This window comes from Janthinobacterium sp. OK676 (genome assembly GCF_900103595.1).
GTDB lineage: Bacteria > Pseudomonadota > Gammaproteobacteria > Burkholderiales > Burkholderiaceae_D > Janthinobacterium.
In genome coordinates this window covers 13,762-31,520 of sequence record NZ_FNHA01000004.1, presented here as the reverse complement: position 1 = coordinate 31,520, position 17,759 = coordinate 13,762, and the positions used below count along the sequence as shown (strand labels likewise).

General features: G+C 65.3%; 13 protein-coding genes. 5 read left to right on the top strand and 8 right to left on the bottom strand.

What is annotated here, in order from left to right; all coding sequences use genetic code 11:
• The first annotated feature begins 126 nt into the window (after positions 1 to 126).
• Together BLU39_RS09525 and BLU39_RS09520 are read left to right on the top strand one after the other, a co-directional pair.
• Positions 127 to 1,320 carry an aminotransferase-like domain-containing protein gene (locus BLU39_RS09525; RefSeq protein ID WP_092712325.1) on the top strand — a complete coding sequence of 398 codons (1,194 nt, stop codon included), beginning with the start codon at positions 127 to 129 and terminating at the stop codon, positions 1,318 to 1,320.
• A gap of 288 nt (positions 1,321 to 1,608) precedes the next feature.
• On the top strand, positions 1,609 to 2,967 hold the full coding sequence (locus BLU39_RS09520) for a diguanylate cyclase (protein ID WP_092712323.1): 1,359 nt from the start codon (positions 1,609 to 1,611) through the stop codon (positions 2,965 to 2,967).
• Positions 2,968 to 3,169: 202 nt separating this feature from the next.
• Here the strand turns inward: BLU39_RS09520 and BLU39_RS09515 are convergent, their stop codons facing one another.
• From BLU39_RS09515 to BLU39_RS09495, 5 genes are all read right to left on the bottom strand, one after another.
• Positions 3,170 to 5,443, bottom strand: a complete 2,274-nt coding sequence (locus tag BLU39_RS09515) for a TonB-dependent hemoglobin/transferrin/lactoferrin family receptor (protein ID WP_175539254.1) — start codon at positions 5,441 to 5,443, stop codon at positions 3,170 to 3,172.
• A gap of 249 nt (positions 5,444 to 5,692) precedes the next feature.
• Positions 5,693 to 7,270 carry an FGGY-family carbohydrate kinase gene (locus BLU39_RS09510; RefSeq protein WP_092712319.1) on the bottom strand — a complete coding sequence of 526 codons (1,578 nt, stop codon included), beginning with the start codon at positions 7,268 to 7,270 and terminating at the stop codon, positions 5,693 to 5,695.
• A gap of 3 nt (positions 7,271 to 7,273) precedes the next feature.
• Positions 7,274 to 7,693, bottom strand: coding sequence for a hypothetical protein (locus tag BLU39_RS09505; protein WP_092712317.1), 420 nt, complete (start codon positions 7,691 to 7,693; stop codon positions 7,274 to 7,276).
• Entirely contained in the window at positions 7,617 to 9,185 is a 1,569-nt protein-coding gene (locus BLU39_RS09500; RefSeq protein ID WP_092712315.1) for a glycerol-3-phosphate dehydrogenase/oxidase, read from the bottom strand. The genes BLU39_RS09505 and BLU39_RS09500 overlap by 77 nt, the downstream gene beginning before the upstream one ends.
• Positions 9,182 to 10,792, bottom strand: coding sequence for an FAD-binding oxidoreductase (locus BLU39_RS09495; protein WP_092712313.1), 1,611 nt, complete (start codon positions 10,790 to 10,792; stop codon positions 9,182 to 9,184). Before BLU39_RS09495 ends, BLU39_RS09500 begins: the two co-directional genes overlap by 4 nt.
• A gap of 139 nt (positions 10,793 to 10,931) precedes the next feature.
• On the opposite strand from BLU39_RS09495, the gene BLU39_RS09490 reads away from it, so the two are divergent.
• The 3 genes from BLU39_RS09490 to BLU39_RS09480 all read left to right on the top strand — a co-directional run bounded on the left by BLU39_RS09490 (position 10,932) and on the right by BLU39_RS09480 (position 13,779).
• Positions 10,932 to 11,993, top strand: coding sequence for an AraC family transcriptional regulator (locus BLU39_RS09490; RefSeq protein WP_092712311.1), 1,062 nt, complete (start codon positions 10,932 to 10,934; stop codon positions 11,991 to 11,993).
• Positions 11,994 to 12,085: 92 nt separating this feature from the next.
• Entirely contained in the window at positions 12,086 to 12,868 is a 783-nt protein-coding gene (locus BLU39_RS09485) for a 3-hydroxybutyrate dehydrogenase (protein WP_092712310.1), read from the top strand.
• Positions 12,869 to 12,930: 62 nt separating this feature from the next.
• Positions 12,931 to 13,779, top strand: a complete 849-nt coding sequence (locus BLU39_RS09480) for a DUF2071 domain-containing protein (RefSeq protein WP_092712308.1) — start codon at positions 12,931 to 12,933, stop codon at positions 13,777 to 13,779.
• Here BLU39_RS09480 and BLU39_RS09475 read toward each other — a convergent pair.
• From BLU39_RS09475 to BLU39_RS09465, 3 genes are all read right to left on the bottom strand, one after another.
• Positions 13,751 to 15,397 carry a methyl-accepting chemotaxis protein gene (locus tag BLU39_RS09475; protein WP_092712306.1) on the bottom strand — a complete coding sequence of 549 codons (1,647 nt, stop codon included), beginning with the start codon at positions 15,395 to 15,397 and terminating at the stop codon, positions 13,751 to 13,753. The two genes, BLU39_RS09480 and BLU39_RS09475, sit on opposite strands and share 29 nt — an antisense overlap.
• A gap of 144 nt (positions 15,398 to 15,541) precedes the next feature.
• Positions 15,542 to 16,783, bottom strand: a complete 1,242-nt coding sequence (locus BLU39_RS09470) for an HD-GYP domain-containing protein (RefSeq protein ID WP_092712304.1) — start codon at positions 16,781 to 16,783, stop codon at positions 15,542 to 15,544.
• Between the two features lie 335 nt (positions 16,784 to 17,118).
• Entirely contained in the window at positions 17,119 to 17,709 is a 591-nt protein-coding gene (locus tag BLU39_RS09465) for a hypothetical protein (protein ID WP_092712301.1), read from the bottom strand.
• Positions 17,710 to 17,759 lie beyond the last annotated feature (50 nt).

Sequence of the window (17,759 nt, the reverse complement as noted above, 5' to 3'; positions counted from 1 at the left end):
CGGCGTGCAAGCCGTACAATACGGCAGCATCATGGCGGCACCTATCCGGCGCCGCTTGCGCACGCACCGCCACAAGCGGGCCAACAAATCCAGCCGGCGCAGCTCGGCATCTTCTGTGAGACTCGTATGAAAATTGAAAATCCGAATCCGATCCAATGGCGCTTTGCCGAACGCGCGGAACAGCTGCAAAGCTCGTTCATCCGCGAAATCCTGAAGATCACGCAGCGTCCCGAGATCATCTCGTTTGCCGGCGGCCTGCCCTCGCCCGCCACCTTCCCCGTGGAAGAAATGAAGACCGCCTTCGACAAGGTCCTGTCGAACAATGGCAGGGTGGCCCTGCAATACGGCCCGACCGACGGCTACCTGCCGCTGCGCCAGTGGATCGCCGACTCGCTCTCCGGCAATGGCAGCACCATCCTGCCGGAACAGGTGCTGATGACGTCCGGCTCGCAGCAGGCGCTGGACTTGCTGGGCAAGGTCCTGATCGACGAAGGCAGCAAGGTCCTGGTGGAAACCCCCAGCTACTTGGGCGCCCTGCAGGCGTTTTCCGTCTACCGTCCCGAATTCGTTTCCGTCGATACCGATGACGAAGGCCTGGTGCCGTCGTCGATCAACCCCGTCGCCGATGGCGCGCGCCTGCTGTACGCGCTGCCGAACTTCCAGAATCCGACGGGCCGCAGCCTGTCCGTGGCGCGCCGCGTGGAACTGGTGGAAACCTGCGCCCGCCACGGCCTGCCGCTGATCGAGGATGATCCGTACGGCGCCCTCAGCTACAGCGGCGAGCCGTATCCGAAGATGATCAACATGAATCCGGACGGCGTCATCTACATGGGCTCGTTCTCGAAAGTGCTCACGCCCGGCATCCGTCTCGGCTACGTGGTGGCGCCGATGCCGCTCGTGCGCCGCCTGGAACTGGCCAAGCAGGCGGCCGACCTGCATACGTCGCAGCTGACGCAGATGGTCGTGCATGAAGTGATCAAGGATGGCTTCCTGGACCGCCATATCCCCAGCATCCGCAGCCTGTACGGCAACCAGTGCCAGGCCATGCTGTCGGCGCTGGAAGAGCACTTCCCGGCCGGCGTCACGTGGACGAAGCCGGAAGGCGGCATGTTCATCTGGGTCACCCTGCCGAAACATATCGACGCGATGAAACTGCTCGATGAAGCCATCGCCAACAAGGTCGCCTTCGTGCCGGGCGCGCCGTTCTACGCCAACACGCCGGACACGCACACCCTGCGCCTGTCGTTCGTGACGGTGCCGCCGGAACGCATCCGCGAGGGTATCGCCATCCTCGGCAAACTGATCGCCGCAAAAATGTAACTCGCCTCTCCACGCCCCGCCTGCCGCGGGGCGTGTCTCTGCTGCCCCTGCGCGAAGGGCACGCGTCTTTTCCGCCCAAAAACCGCTTTCATGACAGCAATTGCGTGTATTTATTTTTAAAGATATCACAAAAATAATACTTTCATTGCTCGCGCAACATCGATTTTTCACCCAAAAAAATGGCGAGGCGGTATGATTTGACGGCTGTATCAGATTTGAATCCGGTCAGCATCACCGAAAGTGCAGCAAACGCAGGCAGCGCAGAGTACATCGAGAAGGCCGGGAGCAATGAGTTCAGGCAGTGTAGGGTATTCCCAGCGGCACGAAGCCGCCATTTTGATTGTCGATGATGCGCCGGCCAACCTTGAGCTGCTGCGCAAGCTGATGAGCGAACAGGGTTATCAAACCTATGTCGCCACGTCCGGCGAACGGGCCCTGGCGATCGCCCAGCGCGCCCAGCCCGACCTGATCCTGCTCGACGTGCTGATGCCGGACATGGACGGCATCGAAACGTGCCGCCGCCTCAAGCAGCACCCGCTGACGCAGCGTATCCCCGTCATCTTCATGAGCGCCAAGACGGAAACGGAAGACGTGGTGGCCGGCTTCGACTGCGGCGCCGTCGATTACATCAGCAAGCCCTTGCGCATGGCGGAAGTATGCGCGCGCGTGCGCGCCCAGCTGAAAATCCGCAGCAACAATGAAACCCAGCAGGAACAGGCCGAGCGCCTGCGCACCATCGTCAACAACATGGCCGAGGGCTTGCTGATCATCGAGGCCGATGGCCGCATCCAGTACACCAACCCCGCCTGCGACCAGTACCTGGGCTACCGCGAAAACGAACTGGCCGGGCGCTTCATCGGCGAGCTGCTCAGCCCCCTCGTGACGCAGGAATACCTCGATTATTTCGCCATGCATGCGGCCAATCCGGAAAAGGCGCACAACCACGGCACGCGCGAAGTGGCGATCCGCCACCGCAACGGCAAGGCGCTGAGCATGGACCTGACCCTGACGCCCATGTATCTGCGCCAGCCCCTGTATATCGGTCTGCTGCACGACATCACGCACCACAAGCAGTCGGAAGACGCGCTGCAGCGCGCCGCCTATCTCGACCCGCTGACGCAGATCGCCAACCGTCGGCATTTCGACAGCTTCCTGGAAAAAGAGTGGCAGCGCGCCGTGCGCGGCGGCGGCGCCCTGTCGCTGGTGGTGCTCGACGTCGACCACTTCAAGCTGTACAACGACAGCCTGGGCCACCCGGCCGGCGACAGCTGCCTGCAGCGGGTGGCGCAAGCCATCGCCGCCCACGCCAGCCGCTCCGGCGACCTGGCGGCACGCTACGGCGGCGAGGAATTCGTGCTGCTGTTCGCCGACACGGATGCCGACAGCGCCCTGCACCTGGCCGAAGCCATCCGCGCCGGCATCGAAGCGCTGCAACTGCCGCACCCGCGCTCAAGCACCTCGCCATGGATCACCGTCAGCATCGGCGTGGCCACCATCCGCCCGCACCAGCTGGACGACCGCGAAGCCCTCTTCGTCGCCGCCGACCGCGCCCTGTACGTGGCCAAGGAAGCGGGCCGCAACCAGGTCCGCGCCACCCACTCGGGCAGCACGGCCTGGGAAACGGTCAAGGCGCTGGTGTTACGTTAAGGCCTGAAATACAACGCAAGATACGGCGAACCGGGAGTAGGCCCACGTCAAAAAAAAAGGCACCCCGGGCCAAGCGGGCCTGAAAAATGTCGAGGGCAAGGCGCAGCGACGCAGACAGTACGCATGTACGGCAAGGAAGCTGCAACGCCGCCATCGGCATTTTCGCAGGCCCGCGTCTCCGGCCCGCCGTTCGTAAAACTGATCAGAACTTACGCGACACGCTCAACTTCGCATTACGTCCCACGCCGGTAACGGCTTCGCTCAGGTAGGGCATGTAATTGCGGTTGAAGACGTTGTCGACCGTCAGCCGCACTTCCACGCCACGCCACATGCCTTGCCGGCCATTCCACGACGCGAACACGGTATGCAAGGCATAGCCTTTCGATGGCGGCAGGCGGTAGACATTCCCCACCGGCAGCACGCGCTCCTGCTTCGCCACGAAGCGGCCCTGCCAGCCGATGCTGGCGCCCAGCTCGGGCATGCGCCAGCCCAGGCCCGCCATCAGTTTATCGGGCGCGATGGTCGACACGGCTTCGTCCCGGCCCCACGGGTCGCGCTGGGAACCGCTGCGCGTGCCGCGCTGCTTCGACAGCGAGGCGCTGGCGAACAGGCGCGGCGAGTTGTAATAGGACTCGACTTCCACGCCCTGCGTGCGGAAACCGGCCAGGTTGCGGTAGGACGACAGGGCCGGCGGCACCTTGCCCGATCCCGGCACATAGCCTTCGATCAGGATGCCCAGGCGCGGGCCGATATTGTCGCTGACGCGGTTCCGGTACGCCGTCAGGCGCAGCTGCACGTCGTCGCGCTCCATGAACACGTTCTGCCGGTGCAGCATGACGCCCGTGCGCACGGCCGTCACGCGCTCGACGGCCAGGTCGCGGCTGGTGGCCGGCGTCGATGAACCGAGCCTGGACGACACATAGTATTCGTTCGAATACATCTCGTCGATCGTGGGCGCGCGCCAGCTGCGGCTCAAGTCGCCGAACAAGGCCAGTGTGCTCGACGCCTTCCAGAACAGGCCCAGGCGGGGCGACCAGTCTTCGTGCGCCTTTTCGCTGAAGTCGTGGCCGGCCGCCGCCAGCGGGCTGTTGTAGCGTGGCGCCTTGTTCGGCACGCCCTCCAAAACGACGCGGTCGTGGCGCAGGGCCGCCGTCACCGTCACGTCGCCATACGTCATCGCATCCTGCAGATACAGGCCCGTGGTTTCCTGGCGCCCGGCCGGCATGTAGTAGGGCTGGAAGTAGCCATAGTTGTAGCTGGGGTCCTTCAGCGCCGTCGACGAGGGGTAGTACATCAAGGTGTCGCGCACGTTCTTGTGCCATTGCAGTCCCGTCAGCAGCACGTGCGACACGGCACCCGTCGCAAACACGCTTTCGTTGCGCACTTCGGCGATGCGGTCCACGTACGAAGCCCAGCTCTCGTTGCCCAGGGAGCCCAGGTAGGAACCGAGCGACGCCGATGGCAGGCGCTTGTCATGCTGGTCCGTGTGCGAATAGCCGGCGCTGGCCGTCAGCTTGATCCACGGATTGTTCTGCGGCGCGTACTGCCACTTCACGGAATACGTGTCGTCGTCCTGGTCGCGGTAGACGGCCTTGCGCTGCCACGCTTCTTCCAGTCCGTATTTTTTGATTTCCGCCTCGGTCGGCGTGGGCACGTCCTCGCCCATGGCGGCGAACGGACCCCAGCCCGAGCTGCCGCTCTTCATGGCCGTCAGGGTCAAGAGCTGCTCCGGCGTCAAGCGGATATTCAGCTTGGCCAGGCTCGATGGCGCGTCGATGGCGGAAAAGCGGAATGGCTTGCCATCGGGCTTGCGCAAATCGTCGGACTTGCGCTGCGTGGTAAAGGCCATCGCATCGAAGCGGCCATCTTCCGTGCGGCCATAGACGGCCACGGTGGCGTCGTTTTCTGCATTGTTCGAGTGGCGCGAATACTTGAGCATGGCGCCCACTTTCTCGCCCCCTTCCAGCAAGTCCTGCGCATCCTTGGTCTCGACCGTGATGACGCCGCCGAAGCCGCCATTGCCATACAAGCTCGTATGCGCGCCCTTGTTCACTTCGATCTGCTTGATCAGTTCCGGCTCGATGAAGATGGAACCCTGGCGGTATTTCTCGAAGCCCTTGGGCACGCCGTCGAGGATGACTTTCACGTCCTGCACTTTATTGAAGCCCCAGATATTCAAGCTTTGTCCGCTGGGGCGGGCCGTACCGGCCAGGTCCACGCCGGGCAAGGTGTCGAGCAGGGACGCGACATTGTCGGCCTGCTGGCGTTCGATGTCGGCGCTGTTGATGTAGGAACGGCCGGCCGTGCCGGCGCTGATGGCGTCGCCAAACACGCTGATGGCTGGCATCTGCATGGCGTCGGGCTTGTCGGTTTTGTCGGCTATCGCCGCCGCCCACGCGTGGCCGTGCGCGCCACCCAATGCCAGCGCCAGCGCGGCGGCCAGCGGGGTCAATCCATGTTTGCTGCTGCTCTTCATCGCTATCCTTGCCTGGGTTTGCTTGCTGCTCGATGCTTGTGGAATGAAAAAATGCAGGGGCAGAGGACAGCGGTGCACGATCAAGCGGCGGCGTTGAAGGAAGCGTTGCGGCGAAACTCTGCCCGCGCGGACACGCCACCGGCGCATGGCCGGCGGCGCACTGCAGTCACCGGGATAAGTTGCCTTAGTGAAATGCGGAACACATCATATATCGGATGCGAATGATTCGCAATACGATTTAATAAGCAGCTATTCCGGATAGCCGGTGATGTCGGCGATCTCGCGGTACAGGGGCTGCAGCCGCGCATACATCTTCTGGTACACGCGCCGGTACAGCTGCTCGTAGATCTTGCGGTGCTCGGGATGCGGATGGAATACCTTGCCCTTGCGCGTCATCGCCTGCACGGCGGCGGGGAAATCCGCGTGCCAGCCCAGACCCACGCTGGCGGCGATGGCCGCGCCCAGGCCCGAACTTTCATACACGTGGGCGCGCGCGGCCGGCAAGCCGAAGATGTCGGCCGTCAGCTGCATGGCGGCGTCGCTTTGCGAACCGCCGCCCGCGATGCGCAGCTCCGTGATGGCAATGCCGCTGCGCCGTTCGATGCGCTCCTTGCCTTCGCGCAGCGCATACGCGAGGCCTTCGAGGATGGCGCGGTAGATGTGGGCGCGCGTATGCACGTCGCCAAAACCGATCATGGCGCCCTTCGCTTCCGGGCCAGGCACCTTGATGCCGGGGCTCCAGTACGGCTGCAGCATCAGGCCCATGGAACCGGGCGGCACGGCGTCGACCAGCCGGTCGAACAGCGCTTCGGCGGACAGGCCCGTGCCATCTTCGGCCGCCGCCGCCCGTTCGCGGTCGCCGAACTGCTCCTTGAACCAGTTGACCATCCAGTAGCCGCGAAAGATCTGCACTTCCGTGCTGTAGGCCCCCGGCATGGCGGCCGGATACGGCGGAATGAAGCGCGTCACTTCCACGTACTTGCGGTTGGTGGTGTTGATGGTGGCCGTGGTGCCGTAGCTCAGGCACGCCACGTGCGGTTCGACGCAGCCGGCGCCCAGCACTTCGCACGCCTTGTCGGCGGCCGCCGCCAGCAGGGGCGTGCCTTCCAGAATGCCCGTCGCGGCGGCGGCCGATGCCGTGATGGCGCCCATGCGCGTGCCCGGCGTTACCAGCTCGGGCAGCATGGACGGCTTGATCGCCAGCGCCTGCCACTTCCAGTCGAAGCGCCCGGCCCACGCATGGCGCTTGTAGTCGAACGGGATGTACGCCACTTGCGAGCCCGTCGAATCGATGTATTTTCCGCAGAGGCGGTGGTTCAAAAAGCCCGACAGCAGCAGGAATTTATGCGTGCGGCGCCAGATGTCGGGCTGGTGCGCGCTGATCCAGTTGATCTCGGCCTCGCGGCGGAAGTACCTAATCGTGCCATCGAGGCGCGTGGCGCGGAAGGCGGCGCGCCACCATGGCGCCAACGGAGGGATGTCGCGCGTGCTGCGCTGGTCCAGCCAGGTGATCGCGGGCCGCAACGGTGCGCCATGTTCATCCACGTTGACGACCGTGCCGCGCTGCGTCGTCACGGCCACGCCTGCCACCGAGGATTTACTGATGTCCGTGCCGCGCCACAGCTGCTGGCACGCTGCGCACACGGCTTGCCAGTAGCCGTCGGCGTCATGCTCGGCCCAGCCGGGGTGATCGGAATAGTATGCTTCGAGGAACACTTGCGCCTTCGCCGCCAGATTGCCATCGCGGTCGAACAGCAGCGCGCGCACGCTTTGCGTGCCATTGTCGATGGCAAGGATATACGGGCCGTCGCCCGCCAAGGAGGCCATGGCTTATGCCAGGCTGGCCAGCGCGGCGCGCAGCGCGGCCAGCAGCGCCTGCGGATCTTTTTCCGGCCGGGCGCTGAAGACGGGCGCTTCCCAGTCCTGCCCCCGCACGGCCACCACGCGCAAGCGTCCCTGTTCATCCCAGGCCGGATACCAGCCCACGTCGACGATGTCGCCATTCGCGCACGTGATTTGCAGCAGGTCTTCGCCCAGGTCGTCGACGAGGACGTCCACGCTCTGGCGCAAGTCCAGCGGCGACAGGCTGTCGTAGGTGATGCGCGCGTCGCCCAGCTCCAGGGGGTGGCCAAACAGGATGGTCTCGATGATGCTCTCCTTATTTTTATGATTTTCAATCGCCCTGCGGCACGCTGTAATGGCGACGCCACAGGGCCAGGTAGCGCTGCTGTTCTTCTTCCCAGCGCGCATCGTCCCAGCCCAGTTCACGCTGGCAGATGGCGCGCAGGCGCGGCATGATAGCAAGCCCACCGCCTGCCAGCTGCAAACCGAGGCGCGTGCGCCGCAGCAGCAAGTCGTCCAGGTGTTGCACGTCTTCCATGCGCGCGCCCCAGCGCAGCTGCGCCCACAGGGTCTGCGTGCCGGGAATCGGCGCCAGTTCGCCGTCCTGCGCCGCATCGCACAGCGCCTGCGCCCCCGCGCCATGACGGCCCAGTAGCCGTTCGCGCTGTTCGGCATCGAGCGCCAGGGCCTTGCCGGACAAGGGCGGCGTCGTGTCGAAAATCGGCAAGGGCCGCAGATCCGCCTGCCAGCCCGGCAGCAGCGGCGCGGCGCGGCGCAATGCGTCGAGGGCGATCACGCGAAACGTCGTCAGCTTGCCGCCCGCCACCGTCAGCAAGCCGTTTTCCAGCCATAGCGCATGTTCGCGCGCTTCCTTCGACGGGTCAAGCTGGCCGCTGCCGATCACGGGACGCACGCCGGCAAACGTGGCCAGCACATCGCCTTCGCCCAGCGCCAGCTGCGGGAACTGCCACCGCAAGGCGGCCAGCAGATAAGCGAGTTCGCCGCGCGTGATGGCCGGCTCCACGTCCAGGCTGGCGCCATGGTCGACATCGGTGGTGCCCACGAGGGTCACGCCTTCCCACGGATACGCAAACACGGGGCGGCCATCGCTCGGGTGCATCAGGCTGACGGCTTGCGCCAGCGGCAGCCGCCAGGCGGGCAGCAGCAGATGGCTGCCGCGCAGGGGCCGCAGTTTCGGCGTTTCTCCCACTTGCCCCCGCAAGGCGTCGGCCCAGGCGCCCGTGGCGCTGATCACCAGGCGCGCGCGCACGGTGAATGCCGTGCCATCGAGCGCATCGTTCAAGGTGGCGCCGGCGACCTTGCCACCGTCGCGCAGCAAGGACGCCACGCCCAGGTAATTGACGGCCACGCCGCCATGGCGGCGCGCTTCCTGCAGCACGCGCAGCACCAGACGCGCATCGTCCGTCTTCGCGTCCTGGTACAGCATGCCGCCCTGCAGGCCGTCGCGCCGGATGTGCGGCGCCAGCATGGCAAAGTCAGACGCATCGACATAGCGGCGCGCGCGCCGGCCCGCCATCACGTCGTAGATGGCCAGCCCCAGCATGAACTGGCGCCGCCCCGGCTTCCTGCCAAGGTAATCGCCAAAGGCAAAGCCTTGCGGCTCGACCAGCCCGGCTGCATCCGTCAGCAAGGCTTGCCGCTCATGCACCGATTCGCGCGTCATGCCGAACTGGCCCTGCTTCAGGTAGCGCAAGCCGCCGTGCACGAGCTTCGATGAGCGGCTCGACGTGCCCCAGGCGAAATCGCGCTGCTCCACCAGCAGGGCCGTCAAGCCGCGCCGCGCCGCTTCGAGCAGGATGCCGGCGCCCGTGATGCCGCCGCCGACGACCAGCACGTCCCACTCGCGCGCCAGGATGCCGGGCAAATCCGCCCTGTTCACAATCCGATTCCCGCGTCAGGCAGCAGTTTGCCCGGGTTCATCATGCCCTGCGGGTCGAACTGGCGCACCAGCGCGCGCATGGCGGCGATGCCCAGTTCTCCCTTTTCGGCCACCAGCCACGGCGCGTGGTCCGTGCCCACGCCATGCTGGTGGCTGATGGTGCCGCCGTTGGCGACGATGGCGGCGCCGGCCGCGCGTTTCAAGGTACGCCAGCGCGCCATGTTGTCCTCGTACGTGGACGCCAGCCGGTAGACATAGGTCGTGTAGACGCTGGCGCCCTGCGCATACACGTGCGACAGATGCGTGTACGCGTGCACCTGCTCGCCATGCGCGGCCAGCGCATTGGCGCCCGCCTGCTCGAGCGCCGCCATCATCGGTGCCACGCGGGGCCAGTCGACGGCCGTTTCCACCGTGTCGATCACGTAGCCGTGTTCCCACGCGCCATTGCGCAGGTAGACGTTGCGAAAGCGCCCCTGCTTCCATTTATCGCCCATGTGGCGTCCCACGTGCACGCCGCCGTGCCGCCGCGCCAGCGCCAGGGCGCCGCGCAGGGCCGCGCGGGCCGGTTTTTCTTCTCCGCTGACGCCCAGCATCAGCATGCACTTGCCGTCGCCGCAGCCACGCAACGACAAATAGCGCTCCAGCAATCCCACCAGTTTTTTGTGCCCTGCCAGGGTCAGCATGGTTTGCGTTTCGACCGCGTTCGACAGGCGCAGCATGCACAGGGGCAGGCGCGACTGGGCCAGCGCCCGCACGGCCGCCTGCGCCTGGCCCCAGTGCGCAAAGAACACGGCGTGGAATGCTTCATAGGGCGGCAGCGGCGAGACGCGCACCGTCGCCTGCGTCAGGATGCCCAGCCGCCCTTCGGAGCCGAGCACCATTTCACGCAGGTCGATGCCGGCCGCCGACGCGGGAAACGTGGGGATGCGCAAGGTGCCGGCCGGCGTTTCCACCTCGCCGCCCGCGAACAGCTGCTCGATGCGGCCATAACGCAACGATTGCTGGCCCGACGAGCGCGTGGCGATCCAGCCGCCCAGGGTCGAATACTCGAACGACTGCGGATAATGGCCCAGGGTGTAGCCGTGTGCGCGCAGTTGCGCTTCCAGGTCGGGGCCATATACGCCCGCGCCGAACGTGGCCAGCTGCGCTTCGCGGTCCAGGTGACCCAGCGCGCACAAGCGTACGAGGCTGACCGACAGCACGGGACGCGGCCCCGCCGCCACCGTCAAATGCCCGGCCACGCTGGTGCCGCCGCCGTGCGGGATGACGGCCACGCAGGCCTGGCGCGCATATGCAAGCAGCTGGCGCACCTGCAGCGCGCTGTCGGGAAAGGCCACGCCATCGGGCACCGCGCCGATGCGGCCATGGCGCAATTTGAACCAGTCGGGCAGGCTTTGGCCGAGCGCATGGCGCACGCGCGTGGCGGGCGTGGTGTCGATCAGCGGATGCGGCGCCAGGCGCGAGGCGGGCACCTGCGCGCAGGCGTCGTCGAAGGTGGCATCGACGACGCCGCTGCCCGGCCCCAGGCGCTCGCGCAGAAACGCCAGCGCGTCCCCGCTCAGCGCATACGTGATGCCGTCATCTCCCCAGCCATTCCAGCGTTGCATCGATATCCCCTGTGTCCGGCCAGTTGCGCGCCACGGCGGCTTGCTATACTGTTCCTGCCTGATTTTCTTGCTAGATCAATAGCATATGCCGCCACAGACGAAGGGTATTGGTTTTTCATGACAATCGCATTGTTCCATCATGACAAGCACTGAAGGCCGGGTCGCCGGCGCCTATCTGCTGCCGCTGCTGGAAGCGGCCGGCGCGCACGGCATCGATGGCGTCACCCTGGCGCAAGCGGCCGGCGTGGCGCCGCACAGCCTGGAAGCGTCCACGCCCGGCCTGGCCGCGCGCGACTACGTGCGCCTGCTCGATGCGGGCGCGCTGCTGGCGGGCGACGCGCATTTCGGCCTGCACGTGGGCCAGCGGGTGCGCATGGGCACGTACAGCGCGTACGGCTTGATACTGCTCAGTTGCAGCAACGTGGGCCAGGTGCTGGAACAGACGGCCCGCTATGAACGGCTGGCGCACGACCTGGGTCAGTCGGCCCTGCAGCGCGATGGCGCCGTCGCGCATTACCGCTGGACCAGCAACTACCCGGGCGCCAGCCGGCACTTGGTCGACAGCGTCTTTGCCGGCGTCAAAGTCAGCGGCGACTGGCTGGCCGGCATGCCGCTGCCGCCGGCCCGGCTGGCATTTACCCACGATGGCGGCGGCGAGCTGCTGCGCCACGCGGCCCACCGCGACGAATACGTGCGCGTGCTGGGCAGCCTGCCCGCCTTCAACGCCTCCGCCAACACGGCCACCTTCAACGCGCAATTGCTGGACTGGCCCGTGCCGAACGCCGACGTCAGCCTGTACCCCGTGCTGTGCCAGCATGCGGAACAATTGCTGGCACAGCGCGAGGCGGCAATGCCGACGGGCGACGCCATCGACGCGCAAGTGCACGCGGCCATCGTGGCGGGCTTGCGCCAGGGTTCGGCGCGGCTGGCGACCGTTGCCGCCGCGCTGGCGATGACGCCGCGCACCTTGCAGCGCAAGCTGGCCGACGCGGGCACGAGCTTCCAGGCCCTGCTGGACCAGGCCCGGTACGGCCTGGCGCGCGATTATCTGCGCGAGCCGGATTTGTCGTTGGTCGACATCGCCTTCCTGCTCGGCTACCAGGAGCAAAGCGCGTTCAACCACGCGTTTCGCACTTGGGCGGGCACCAATCCCGGCGCCTGGCGGCTACAGGAAATCCTTGAGCGGCAGCAAACCCCATAGAGGTGCGCGGGGCATGCGCGAGCCGTTTTCTCGCTATACTGGCATAGTCAGGTTTTCCACGATCACTCCAACCCGCAATGCAAAGGATTAATATGCAACTCAAAGACAAAGTCGCACTGATTACCGGCGCCGCCAGTGGTATCGGCAAGGAAATGGCTATTGAATACGCGAAACAGGGCGCCAAGGTCGTCATCGCCGACCTGGCCCTGGAAGCGGCCAGCAAGGCGGCCGAGGAAATCAAGCAATCGGGCGGCCAGGCGTTTGCCGTCGCCATGGATGTCTCCAGCGAAGAGCAAGTCGACAAGGGCGTGGCCGATGCCGTGGCCCACTTCGGCGGCATCGACGTCCTGATCAGCAACGCGGGCATCCAGATCATCAGCCCCGTCGTCGACTACCCGTTCGAGCAATGGAAAAAGATGCTGGCCATTCACATGGACGGCGCCTTCCTCACCACGCGCGCCTGCATGCGCGAAATGATCAAGGCCGGCCGCGGCGGTGCCATCATCTACATGGGTTCCGTGCACTCGCACGAAGGCTCGCCGTTCAAGAGCGCCTACGTGGCCGCCAAGCACGGCTTGCTGGGCCTGGCCAAGGTCGTGGCCAAGGAAGGCGCGAAGGACGGCATCCGCGCCAACGTCATCTGCCCCGGCTTCGTGCGCACGCCGCTGGTCGACAAGCAAATTCCCGAACAGGCGGCACAACTGAAGATCAGCGAAGAAGACGTGATCAAGAAAGTGATGCTGAAAGACACGATTGACGGCGAATTCACCACCACGCAGGACGTGGCGCAAACGGCCATCTTCCTGGCGGCATTCCCGTCGACGGCACTGAGCGGCCAGTCCATCGTCGTCAGCCACGGCTGGCACATGCAATAAACAGGTAACGCATCCGGCAGGCGGCGCCGTCCGCCTGCATCACCGCATCTGAAAGTTCCCAATTGCAAGACAACACTTACCGCCACCCGCGCGCGGGCTGGCAGGGGCGATTGTTTGCCGCGTTCGCCAATTGCACGCGTTTTGCCAAGGTGCGCCAGGCCGTCATGTCGCGCCTGCCCTTCCTGACACTGCACAGCGACGTGCGCGACGTCGTCTACGTGAGCTGGCTGGTCGATGCCGAGGCCGCGCAGCGGCTGCTGCCTGCGGGCGTGCCCCTGTGGCAGCGCGGCGGCAAGACGCCATTTACCGTGCTGACCTACCGCCACGGGCATTTCGGCCCGGCCCTGCTCGGTCCCTTACGCAAGCTGCTGCCGTCTCCGCTGCAAAGCAACTGGCGCTTGTACGTGGACCACGCGCCGCCGGGCGCACCGGCCGTACCCTGCGTGTATTTCTTGAAAAACATCATGGACAGCCTGCCCCATGCGCTGGGCACGCGGCTGTTCAGCGACATCCTGCCGACCCACCTGGCCGCCGGTATGACGCATGAGGTGACGGCCACGCAAGCCGGTTGCAGCATTGCCAGCGGCGCCGGCAGCGCCCCGCCGCTGGACGTGCAGGCGGACATCGCGGCGGAGCGTGGCCTCGATGCCGACTGGCAGCAACTGTTCGGCAACTGGAAAGACGCCGTCGCCTTCCTCGCCTGCCAGGATGCGGCCATCGCCCACGTGCCGCGAAACGGCAAGCTGGTCTTTGGCGAAATCGACTTGCCCGTTGATGTGGGTCAAGTGCAAGCGCTGACGGCCTTGCGCGCCGACTGCGGCTTGCTGGCGCAACTGCCGCCCGTCTCTACGCCGTTCGCCTTTCTCGTGCCCGAGGTTGCCTTCAAGGCGCTGTCAGAGCGCCTGCTGTAGCGCGGCGGCGCTCGGGTGGCGCGCGCAGGGGCGTGGCCGGGCCGCCGCGCCGCCGTTCCAGCTTGAACAGCGCCATCGCCTGCTCCAACTGCAGAGTCTGGTCTTGCAGCGAAGCGGACGCGGCCGCCGATTCTTCCACGAGCGCCGCGTTCTGCTGCGTCACTTCATCCATTTGCGTGACGGCCATGTTCACCTGGCCGATGCCGTGGCTTTGCTCGCGCGAAGCCGAGGCGATCTCTTCCATGATGCCGTGCACGCCCTGCACGGCGCCCAGCATCTCGGCGCTGCTGGCGCCCGCCTGCTGCGCCAGCTTCGCGCCCGCCTCCACCTGCGTCAACGACGCCGTGATCAATTGCTTGATTTCCGTGGCGGCCGCCGCGCTGCGGTGCGCCAGGCTGCGCACTTCTCCCGCCACCACGGCAAAACCGCGTCCCTGGTCGCCCGCCCGCGCCGCTTCCACGGCCGCGTTCAGGGCGAGGATATTCGTCTGGAAGGCGATGCCTTCGATAATGCCCGTAATGTCGCCGATCTTCTTCGACGAGGCGTTAATGTCCGCCATCATCGTCACCATCTGGCCGACGAGTTCGCCGCCGCGCCCGGCCAGGCCGTGGACCTTGCCCGCCATGTCGCTGGCCTGCACGGCGTTGCCGCTGTTTTGCTGCACCGTGGCCGCCAGTTGCTCCATGCTCGACGCCGTCTGCTGCAGGGCCGACGCCTGCGCTTCCGTGCGGCCCGACAAGTCCATATTGCCGGCGGCAATTTCCTGGCTGGCCATGCTGATACGCAGGAAATTGCCGCGCACATCGCCGACGATGGAGTGCAAGTTCACGCGCAACTGGCGCAGGGAGCGCAGCAGCTGGCCCATCTCGTCGCGCCGCGTCGTGTCGAGTTCGCCCGTCAGGTCGCCGCCCGCCATCACGTCGCAGGCCTGGCGCGCCCGTTGCAACGGTTGCAGCACGGCGCGGTGCAAGCTGTGCCAGAAATACAGGGTCGCGCACAAGGCCAGCACGGACAAGCCCGTCAGCCAGCCCTGGGCCGCAACCGGCAGCACGCCAGCATTCCACGCCAGTTGCAGCAGCAATACCAGGCTCAACAAGCCCAGGTTCCAGCCGATGCGCTTGCCCAGCGGCAGGTCGCGCAAGCTCGCCAGCCTGGCCAGCAAGCCCGTGCGCACGGCCGCGCCCTGGCTGATGACGATGCCGTCCGCCTGCCCCGCCTTGATGCGCGCGTACAGGGCGGACGCCTGCGCCACCTGCTGGCGCGTGGGCTTGGTGCGCACGGACATGTAGCCGACGGCCACGCCGTCCTCCACCACGGGCGTGACGTTCGCCAGCACCCAGTAATAATCGCCATTCTTGCAGCGGTTTTTCACCATGCCGCTCCACGAACGCCCCGAGCGGATGGTGGCCCAGAAATCGGCGAACGCTTCGACCGGCATGTCCGGATGACGGAGGATGTTTTGCGGCGCACCGATCAATTCTTCCGCGCTGTAACCGCTGACGGCGATGAAATACGGGTTGGCATAGGTGATATTGCCTTGCAAGTCGGTAGTCGAGACGATCGTCTCGGTATCGCTCAGGTTGATTTCGGTATCGCTGACGGGAAGATTGAGTCGCATGGTGACATCCTCAGAAGTAGCCCGTACGGTGACGGGTATGCGGACAAGGAACGGCTGCCAGTCAGAAAAGCGGGCACGGCACTGGCACCATTATTTTAATATTTTATTATTAATAAACTGCAACTTATTACGACCTGTACACCGTCAAGCCATCGCGGCTTCACCGGCCCAGTAACGGTCGACGTCCTGCAGGCGCCACTGGGCAGCGCTTTCCGTGGAAATAATGCGTTCCAGGCAAGCCGGGGCGGCCAGGTCGATGTCGGTCGGGGCGATGCAGGTTCCGGCGCGGATGGAAAAAAAGACGCGCACGGTGGGCAAGGTCAGCGGCTTGCCCGGCGTCTGCCCCACCACCACGGCCAGGCGTTCCGACCGCAGCCGCACGAGGGTGCCCTGCGGATAGATGCCCAGGCATTTGACGAAGGCGGCGAACAATTGTGCGTCCAGATGCCCGCCACGCCAGGCGGCCATGCGGCGCAGCGACTCGGCCGGGCACCAGCCCTGCTTGTACGGTCGGTTCGACGTGATCGCGTCGTACACATCGCAAATCGCGCCCATGCGCGCATACACGCTGATTTCCTCGCCGCACAAACCCTCGGGATAGCCGCTGCCATCGAGTTTTTCATGGTGGTGCCGGCACACGTCGAGCACCACCGGATCGATCTCGCCCACCTCTTGTAACATCCGGTGGCCGGCCGCCGGATGGGCGCGCACGGAGGAAAATTCCTCTTCGCTCAAGCTGCCCGGCTTGTTGAGGATGGCGGACGGCACGGCCATCTTGCCTATATCGTGCAGCAAGCCGGCCAGGCCGGCCGAGCGCACCTGCCCGGGCGCCAGGCCCGCTTCCGCGGCCAGCGCCGTCATCAGCGCACACACGGCCACCGAATGCATATACGTGTAGTTGTCGGCGGTTTTCAGGCGCGCCAGACCCAGCAGCACACTGCCGCCGCGCAGCACCGTGGCCGCGATATCGTCGACCAGTTCGTAAGCCTGCCCCACGGACAAGGCCTTGCCCATGCGCACCTCGTCAAACATGGTCCGCACGGCCTCGCGCGAACGTTCCAGCACACGCCGGGCGTGCGCCACTTCCTCGTCGCGCGAGAGAGACGGGCGAGCCTCAGCGACGGCAACGGGCGCGGGCGTGACATCGGCGGCTGGCGGCGCCACGGCAGCGGATGATGCGCATGCCGGAGCCGCTTGCGCCTGCGCCAGCCCGCGCGACGTGTCGATCCACACCTCGCAAAGACGTGCCGTACGGATACGTTCCAGGTCGGCCGGCGACTTGAGCAGGAAGGAGCGCGTCCAGAACGGGTTATCGAGCCAGGAACGGCCCAAACGCTCGACATACATTCCCAGTACCAGTTCGCTACTCGTTATTTTTTTCAGCACGACGGTTCTCCAGACAGTCAGATCGCGGCATTTACTTGCGCATTATCAATATAATACGCTCAAAAATAACGATTAAAATAAATAAATCAGTTTATATGGCAAAATCGCAACAAATGCAAAGAAACTCACCAATTCTATCAATTTAACGAAAATTGAATGAGAATTGACAAATATATCAATTCAACCATATTGACTGGCTTGGCTGGTCTGCCTACTGCGGATGAGGGTGTGCCTGCCTGCCGGCGGCCATGTGGGCCGCCGCACAGGCTTGATGCGCGGGAGGGGTGCTGTGAAGGAGTATCGGTGGATGCGCGAGCGGCCTGGCGGCCGCCGGCTTAGCGGGGCACGTAGCGCCAGCCGCCGTTCTCGAGCATGAAGGTCAGTTCCGTCTTGATGGCTTCCGGGCGGCTCGGCACGCTCAATTCCGTATCGCATACGAGGTAACCCGTCTTGCGCTTGACGTCGCACTCGTTGACGGCCTTGACCTGCATGGTGCTCTGCGCTTCCTGCATCTGCACGTCCTTGGCCGCTTCCGGATTGCGCGCCACTTCTTCCTTGGCCCACGCGCGTATCATCGCTTGCGCCTCGGCCGGCGACGGTCCAGCGAACTTGGCGTTCTTGCGTTCGACGCCGACCCAGGTATCGCCCTCGTTACGCAGGGGCAGTACATTAAAGGCATCGCGCATGCCGGCGCTCATGCCCACCAGGCACACCACTTCGCCCGGCACTTCCTGCGACTCCTGGCAACCGGCCAGGCTGGTGACCTTGATGACGAACGGCATGCTCGACTGCGTCTTCGCTTGTGTCTTGGCCACGCCCGCCTGCACGGCGGCCTGGATTTGTTCGAGTGTCGGCATGGTGGCCGCCTGGGCCGGCAGGGCGGCGAACAGGGCGGCGGCGGTCAGGGCGAAAGAGGTCAGGCGCATGGGTATCGGGAGTAGTGATCAAAGGCGGGCAGTCTAGCACTTCGCATAAA